Source organism: Nocardia cyriacigeorgica NBRC 100375 (assembly GCF_000308555.1).
Classification (GTDB): domain Bacteria; phylum Actinomycetota; class Actinomycetes; order Mycobacteriales; family Mycobacteriaceae; genus Nocardia; species Nocardia cyriacigeorgica.
Genome location: NZ_BAFY01000030.1, coordinates 1 through 7,036 on the forward strand (window position 1 = coordinate 1; position 7,036 = coordinate 7,036).

Annotated in this window: 8 protein-coding genes; 5 read left to right on the top strand and 3 right to left on the bottom strand. The window is 69.3% G+C overall.

What is annotated here, in order from left to right; genetic code table 11:
• The 5 genes from RJ05_RS02310 to RJ05_RS02330 form a co-directional block, all read left to right on the top strand.
• Positions 1-787 (top strand): DUF58 domain-containing protein (locus RJ05_RS02310; RefSeq protein WP_036532578.1); only part of this gene is annotated, 787 nt, incomplete at its 5' end.
• Positions 784-1,236 (top strand): hypothetical protein, encoded by a 453-nt coding sequence (locus tag RJ05_RS02315; RefSeq protein WP_036532580.1) that lies wholly within the window; start codon positions 784-786, stop codon positions 1,234-1,236. The genes RJ05_RS02310 and RJ05_RS02315, both read left to right, overlap by 4 nt.
• A 209-nt stretch (positions 1,237-1,445) precedes the next feature.
• Positions 1,446-1,697 (top strand): AbrB/MazE/SpoVT family DNA-binding domain-containing protein, encoded by a 252-nt coding sequence (locus tag RJ05_RS02320; RefSeq protein ID WP_081597129.1) that lies wholly within the window; start codon positions 1,446-1,448, stop codon positions 1,695-1,697.
• A complete protein-coding gene (locus RJ05_RS02325) occupies positions 1,694-2,092 on the top strand; it encodes a type II toxin-antitoxin system VapC family toxin (protein WP_036532582.1) in 399 nt (132 codons plus the stop codon). Before RJ05_RS02320 ends, RJ05_RS02325 begins: the two co-directional genes overlap by 4 nt.
• A gap of 233 nt (positions 2,093-2,325) precedes the next feature.
• On the top strand, positions 2,326-3,516 hold the full coding sequence (locus RJ05_RS02330) for an MFS transporter (protein WP_036532584.1): 1,191 nt from the start codon (positions 2,326-2,328) through the stop codon (positions 3,514-3,516).
• A gap of 3 nt (positions 3,517-3,519) precedes the next feature.
• On the opposite strand, the gene RJ05_RS02335 is transcribed toward RJ05_RS02330, so the two are convergent.
• The 3 genes from RJ05_RS02335 to RJ05_RS02345 all read right to left on the bottom strand — a co-directional run bounded on the left by RJ05_RS02335 (position 3,520) and on the right by RJ05_RS02345 (position 6,704).
• The gene (locus tag RJ05_RS02335; RefSeq protein WP_036532586.1) at positions 3,520-4,353 is read right to left on the bottom strand and encodes a helix-turn-helix domain-containing protein; all 834 of its coding nucleotides are present in this window, start codon (positions 4,351-4,353) and stop codon (positions 3,520-3,522) included.
• 238 nt (positions 4,354-4,591) lie between these two features.
• Entirely contained in the window at positions 4,592-5,374 is a 783-nt protein-coding gene (locus RJ05_RS02340; RefSeq protein ID WP_036532588.1) for an ESX secretion-associated protein EspG, read from the bottom strand.
• A 4-nt stretch (positions 5,375-5,378) separates the two neighbouring features.
• Positions 5,379-6,704 (bottom strand): hypothetical protein, encoded by a 1,326-nt coding sequence (locus RJ05_RS02345; protein ID WP_036532591.1) that lies wholly within the window; start codon positions 6,702-6,704, stop codon positions 5,379-5,381.
• Between the last annotated feature and the right edge of the window lie 332 nt (positions 6,705-7,036).

Sequence of the window (7,036 nt, forward strand, 5' to 3'; positions counted from 1 at the left end):
GTTCGTGTACCCGATCACCGATCCGCAGCGAATGCGGTTGCCGCGCACCGAACTTCCCGAACGACTCGGCGTGCACCTGACCCGCAAGCACGGGCCGGGTGTGGAATACGCCGACATCCGCGCGTACGCGCCGGGCGATCAGTTGCGGATCGTGAACTGGCCGGTCAGCGCGCGCCGCGGGCGGCTCTACGTCACCGAGCGGCTCACCAATCGTTCCGCCGATGTCGTGGTGCTGATCGACACCTCCTTGCAGGCGCCCGGCCCGGCCACCGATTCGCTGGAGTTGTCGGTGCGCGGTGCGGCGCAGGTGGTGCAGTCGACGTTGCAGGCCGGCGACCGCACCGCCGTGGTCTGCCTCGGCCAGGACCCGCGCTGGCTGCGCCCCGATATCGGGCGCCGCCAGTTCTACCGCATCGTCGACACCGTCCTCGACGTCGGCGACGAACACATCCCCACCACCGGCACCCTGGCCCCGCACGCCGCGGTGCCGCTGGGCGCGATCGTCATCGCGTTCTCCACCCTGCTCGACACCCAGTTCGCGCTCGCCCTCATCGACCTGCGCAAACGCGGGCACGTCGTGGTGGTGGTCGACGTCCTGCGCGGCACCCCGTTCGCCGGCGACCTGGACCCGACGCTGGCCCGCATGTGGCAGCTCGAACGCGCCACCATGTACCGCGATATGGGCACCGTCGGCGTCGACATCGTGTCCTGGCCCGAAGACACCCGTTTGGATCAGATCATGCGTCTGCTGCCCCAACACCGCCGAACCGTCCGGGTGCGCCGATGATCCGTTTCCTCGCCGTCCTGTCCGGTGTGCTGCTCATCGGCTCGGTCACGCTGATGGTCCCGTGGGCGGGCTTGCCCGCCATCGCCCTGGTCGCCGCCGGCTGGTGGTTCCGCCCCGCCGCGGTCGCCGCCGTCCTGCTCGCCATCGGTGTGCTGGCGTGGTCGGATACCGGCGTATTGGCCGCCGCCGCGACAGGTTTGGTCGCCACCGCCTACCTGCTCAATACCGCCACGGTCACCGCCCCTGTCGGCGTGGTTCCCACCACCATCCCCTCGGTCACCGGCGCCGTAGCCTTCACCGTGCTCGCAGCAGCCGCCGCCCTCCTCCCACTCCACCTCGCCTGGGCCCCCGCAGTCGCCCCCATCCTCGTGATCGTCCTGTTCGCCCTGCTCATCCACAGCATCGCCCGCCGCTCGAACGGGATCCAGCAATCCCGGCCCGCCCCCTGAGTCCGCACCGCGTGGGGGCGAGGGTGCCCGCACCGCAGTCGTCACGCCGGCGGCCCGCACCTGCGCGACCGCGGCCGCCAGCAGATCCGGCTGCATCGGCGCGAGACCGGTGAACCAAGCGTGTCGCCGGTCTCATGCCTCCCTCGTCGCTGTCGTGCGAGCGCGGGGTCAGAGGTATCCTTACTTTGCCGTCGAAGTAAGGAGCAATCATGGATGCGCTGGCACGATTGACGTCGAAGGGACAGATCACGGTCCCGAAGGCCGTGCGCGACGCCCTCGAGCTCCAGGCCGGCGACAATGTGCATTTCCGAGTGGAGGGGGAGGTCGTGGTGCTGGCCAAAACACCTGATCTATTGGATCTGGCCGGTAGCGTGCCGGTCCCGCCACAGGTGGCGGGGCGTTCATGGGAGGAGATCCGCGACGCTGCCTGGGTGCGGCAATGGCAGGACCGGGATTCGTGACCGTCTATCTGGACACGAATATCCTCATTCGCCACTTCACCCAGGATCCGCCGGATATGGGCCGCCGGGCGACAGCCTTTCTCGCCGAGTCGGAGACCCTCTTTCTGCCGGATCTGATCCTGGCGGAGACGGTGTACGTCCTACAGAGTGTCTATCGAGTACCGAGACCTCAGGTCGCCGCACTCTCCCGTGCCCTGATCGGATCGCGCAATATCGAGACCGACGATCCTGCGTTGCTGATTCGCGCCGTCGACATCTACGAACACCATCGGCTCTCCTTCGCCGACGCCTACCTGGTAGCTCTCGCCGAGTCCGATCCGGGCTCGTCGGTCGCCTCGTTCGACAAAGGCATCGGCAAGGTAGGCACCGTCCGGCGGATCGAGCCGAGGCCGTGATCGCCCAACGCGTTCGAGGGAAGTCGGCCGTTCCAAGCCCATCGAAGTGACGGTGCAGACCCATCCATTGCCGATACACGCTCGACGAGGTGGACGTGAGACAGGCAGATCCGGCGTGTCGTCAGCCTCATGTCCCCGTCGTCGCCAAGACCCGGCGGGGACGCTTGGCGTTTGAGTCGGACGGCTTGGCGTTTTGGTCGCCTTGGGGGCGCATGGCGGGTGTTGCTTCTGGCATGACATCGACTCTTACCGCCGTATCCTCGGCGCCGGCCTCGGCGCGGCGCGTGTGGCCGGCTCTGTTCACCATGTTTCTCGGCAGCTTCACCCTGGTGACCTCGGAGTTCCTGCCGCCGGGGGTGTTGACCGCCCTCGCGGACGATCTGCGCGTTCAGGAAGGTGTGGTCGGGCTGTCGGTGAGTGCGACGGCGTTGACGGCGCTGCTGGCGGCGCTCGGACTGAGTTCGCTGTTCCCGCGGGTCGATCGCCGCACGCTGCTGATGGTGCTGACGGTCGGCGCGGCGGCTTCGAATCTGGTTGTGGCGCTTGCCCCGAACATCGTCTCGCTGCTGATCGCACGGCTGCTGCTCGGGGTTGCGGTGGGCGGCTACTGGTCGATGGCGCTGGTGATCGCCACGCAGCTGGTGCCGGCCGAGCGGCTCGGCAAGGCCATGATGATCGTGAACGCGGGCACCACGGTGGCCACGGTCGCCGGTGTACCGCTCGGGGTGCTGTTGAGCACCTTTGCCGGATGGCGGGTCGTCTTCGCGGTCGCCGCGGTGCTGACGCTGGTGGCGGCGGTCGCGGTGCAGCTGGTCCTGCCGCCGATCCAGCCGACGCAGGGTGTCGGCTGGGCGGCCATGGGTGGCGCACTGCGCGCACCGGGGGCGGCGCTGGGTCTGATCAGCGTCGTCGCCGTCATCGGCGGGCATTTCGCCGGCTACACCTACATCCGTCCGGCGCTCGACGAGCTGCTCGGCGCGGGCCCCACGGCGATCCCGGTCTTGTTGGCGCTGTTCGGCATCGGTGGCCTGATCGGCAACTTCGTGCTCGGTTCGCTCGCCGACCGACGCCTTGGTGTGCTGCTGGTCGCGGTGCCGGTGGCCATCGGCCTGTCGCTGCTCGCCATCATCGGCTCCGCCACGTTCGCACCGCTCGCCTATGTCGCGGTGGTGATCTGGGGTGGTGCGTTCGGCGGCATCCTCAATGTCGTGCAGGTGTGGGTGTCGCGGGTGCTGCCGGATCGGGTCGAGGCGGGAAGTGGGCTGCTGGTAGGCGGTTTCCAGCTCGCGATCATTCTCGGTTCGGCGGTCGGTGGACGCGGTGTGGACGGCATCGGCCTGGCCGCGACCTACGGTGTGGCCGCCGCCGCTGCCGTGCTCGGTGCGGTCACGTTGCGCCTGTCGCTGAGCCGCGCCGCCGGCTGACAGCTACGTCGAGGTACGGGCCGCACGCCGCCATTCCGAAGGCGTGCGGCCGGTGTGCCTGCGAAACGCCCGCCCGAACGCGGTTTCGGACCGGTACCCGAGTCGCCGGGCGACCGCGCCGACCGAGGCATCCTGTTCGGCCAGGAACCGCTGCGCCCGTTCGACCCGCAGCTGCGTCAGGTAGCGTCCCGGCGTGAGCCCGGTCGCCGCCTGGAACCGCGCGGCGAACCCCGATCGCGAGGCCAGCGCCACCCGCGCCAGCGCTTCGACCGTCCACTCCCGGCCCGGGTCGGCGTGCATGGCGGCCACCGCCCGCGCCACACCCGGTTCGTTCACCCGCAGCAGCCACCGTTTCGGCGCGCACCCGCGCTTGTGCCAGGACTCGATCGCCATCGACGTGATCAAGGTGGCGACCCGATCTCCTTGCACCCCTTCCGGATCCGCGCATTCCTCGATCAGGTGCCGCATCAGCGTCGCCGCCAGCGGCGTGTGCCGGGCGAACTCGGTGAGCAGCACCCGCTGCGGCAGCGCGGCCATGGCGGCACTGGTCCGCGCGGGGGTGAGCTGTAGCCGCAGCACGGTGGTTTCCGACAGCGCGTGCAGCGCGAAGCGATCCTCATGCGGCACGAACACGAAATCGCCCGGCGTCAGATCCTCGGACTCGCCGAGCCCTTCGACCCGGATCAGCCCCTCGATTACCAGGATCGCGTTCGGCTGACCGGACAGGAACTCCCACTCACCGGCCGCCCGCTCGAACACATCGCGGCGCACGAACCGCCACTGCAACCCGGCCAAGACTTCGTCGAGGCCACTCCGGCCCGCCTCCACCAGCGCCATCGTGCACATCCCTCGCGATCAACTCCTGCGTGATCACGGTACCAAGATCGGTTCGGCGGCGTCGGGCGACAGCGCGGCGCTCAGGCTTGCCCTGCCGACCGGCTGCTTCCACGTGCGTGCGTGACTGTCCGCTGGGTTCGCCGTGCAGCGTCGAATCCAGCCCGAAGCCGGCTGAGCGCCGCCCCTCGGCAACCCGTGCCTCGCGCGGCTGCGGGTGTCACGACCGGGCAGCGCCGCTCTACCTGCGCGACCGCAGGTATTCGTCGTGGTCGCGGTCCTCCCGATAGAACCGCTGCGTGATCGAGATGAGCCGCCCGATCTCCTTGCTCAGCGCCGCCGGGCTCGCCGGTTTCGCGACGATCGGGTCGCCGGTTTTGACGTAGTAGCGACCGTCGTCGTAATCCATCCACCAGAAGCTGCGGCCGAAGGAGGGCCGCGCGTCGACGGCGGGACCGGGGAAGACCATGATCTCGCCGAACGAGCGCCGGGTGCGTTTGAAGACCCGGTCCAGCTGCTGAGTGAGGCTGGCTTCGCCGTGGCCGCGCACATAGCGCGAGCGGTCGGCGGCGAGTTCTTCACGCCTGACCTCGAGTGGCGGCGCGGTTCCGGCCTGTGCTTCGGGCAGTGCCGCAAGGGCGTGCGCCGGGACCTGTTCGGCCGCGCATCCGGTGACGATCACGTCGCCGCCGATGTCGTCGGCCGTGCCCGCGAGCTGCACCAGCGCGGCCCCCGCATATCCGTTCACCGCCCCGTGGAATCGATAGGTCGTACCGGATCCCTTCTCGCCGAATCCCTTGATCTCTACCCGCGCCTCGGGTTCACGCAGCACCTCGAGCACCCGCATCAGCTCGACCGAATAGAACCCGTCGAGCAGTTGCGCCACCGCCGCGTCGCGCTGCGCCCGCAGGTCCTCGAAGCTGTCGGCGACCGGGCGGTAGCGCAGCGGGTAAGGCAGCCGATCGGAGCCGTACGCCGACCAGAGGATCTGGAATTGCAGCCCGGTGAAACGCCATTCGCTCATCGGCTCATCCCTCGCCGAGCACCGGCGGCACGGTCTTGGGCATCGAGTCCAGCCCGGTGAGTTCCTCGCCGTTCTGCTGGTTGATCAGGTAGTCCTTGATCGCGGACTGTCCCTGCTTCTCCTCGTCCTGCCCGCCGCCCCGGCCGCCACCCATGCCGCCCATCGGCATGCCGGCCATACCCGCACGGCCCGCTCCGGCGGCACCACCGCGTGCGGCCGCAGCCGCTGCGGGCGCGACACCCGACTGGGGTTGCCCACCACCGGGCAAGCTGCGCCCGGCTCCCGGCTGGTTGCTGCCGCCCGCCGATCCGCCGCCACCGGATCCGCCACCGCGTCCAGGGAATCCGGAACCCGAGCCCGAACGGCCCGACCCGCCCGGCACATACCCGGTGCCGGTGGGCGTGCCGGTGGTTCCGGTCGTGGCCGCTCGTGAGGTGTCGGTCGGAGTGCTGGTGGTTTGTGGTGTGCTCTGCGTTTCGGCGCTCGCCGCGGTGGTGCCGGTGTCCTCCGGTTCGGTGCCGGTGCCGCCACCGGTGTCCTCGCCGCCGGTATCGCCGGTTTCGGCGGTACCGCCACCGGTTTCGCCACCGCCGCCGTTCTCGCCGCCTCCGCCGTTCTCCTCGCCGCCGCCGTCACCGGGCGGCACGTAGGGCTGGTTCGGCCCGTCGTCGACGACCTTCGGCGCGGCGGGTAGCACCGGAACACCATGGTCGGTCTGATGCGCGACCTGCCCGTAGACGGTGCGCAGAATCCGCCGCCCCTCGTCCTCGGCTTCCTCGGCGGTGTAGTCGCCTTCTTTCATGATCCCGTCGGGCGGAAGAACCTTGCCGTCCAGGTCTTTCGGCGGTTCCGCGGTGGGCATCAGCGCTTTCGTCTGATGCAGGCCGGTCACCATCTCGAGCAGCTTGATCCCGACGAGATGGGCGGCGGTGCCGAGCGGTTCGGTGCGCGTCGCGTAATTGTTGACGGCCTCGACGGCCTTCGCGCCCGACGCACCACCCCACGCCGGCGCTTTACCCTCGCCGCCGACGGTCTTCTGGAACTCGGTGTTGAACGCCGCCGCGGCATCCTTGATGTCGGTGCTGGTCTGCATCCAGGCGTTCCCCGCCGCCTCGACCAGCTCCGGCTTCATATCGTTGACCTTCTGCACCATCTCGGCGAGGGTCATCGTGTCGTAATTGTCCGGGCCCTTGATCCGCGGGTCCTCGTAGTCACCGTCGAACTTCGAGGCGACGAACGCCTGCGCGAAGTAAATCGCCGACCGATCGTAATTCCACTGCCGCTGCGCATCGATGACCTTGCGCCGGTACTCCTCGTAGTCGTCGCTCATCCCACCCCGCCCTGATCGTGCGCCGTTCGATACACGCTACCAACCGCGACGGGGCGAAACCATCGCCCATTGCCCCGAAACCCCAGCCCACCATCCGCGACCGCGCCCGCGCGCCGCCCGCCGGCGAAGGTTGCGGCACCCTCGCACGCCTTCCTGCCCTCATCACGCCCAAAATGCGCGAGGTACGAGCGCCGGGAGTGGCGCGGGCTTGTTGGGGTTCGGGGCGGGCGGTAGCGTGCTGGGGAAATGCGCCGCTCGGCGGTCCGGTGTACGGGGCTGTGGCGGCCGGTGTGGGTACAGAAGGGGGCTAAGTGTCCGTGGACAACAGAAGG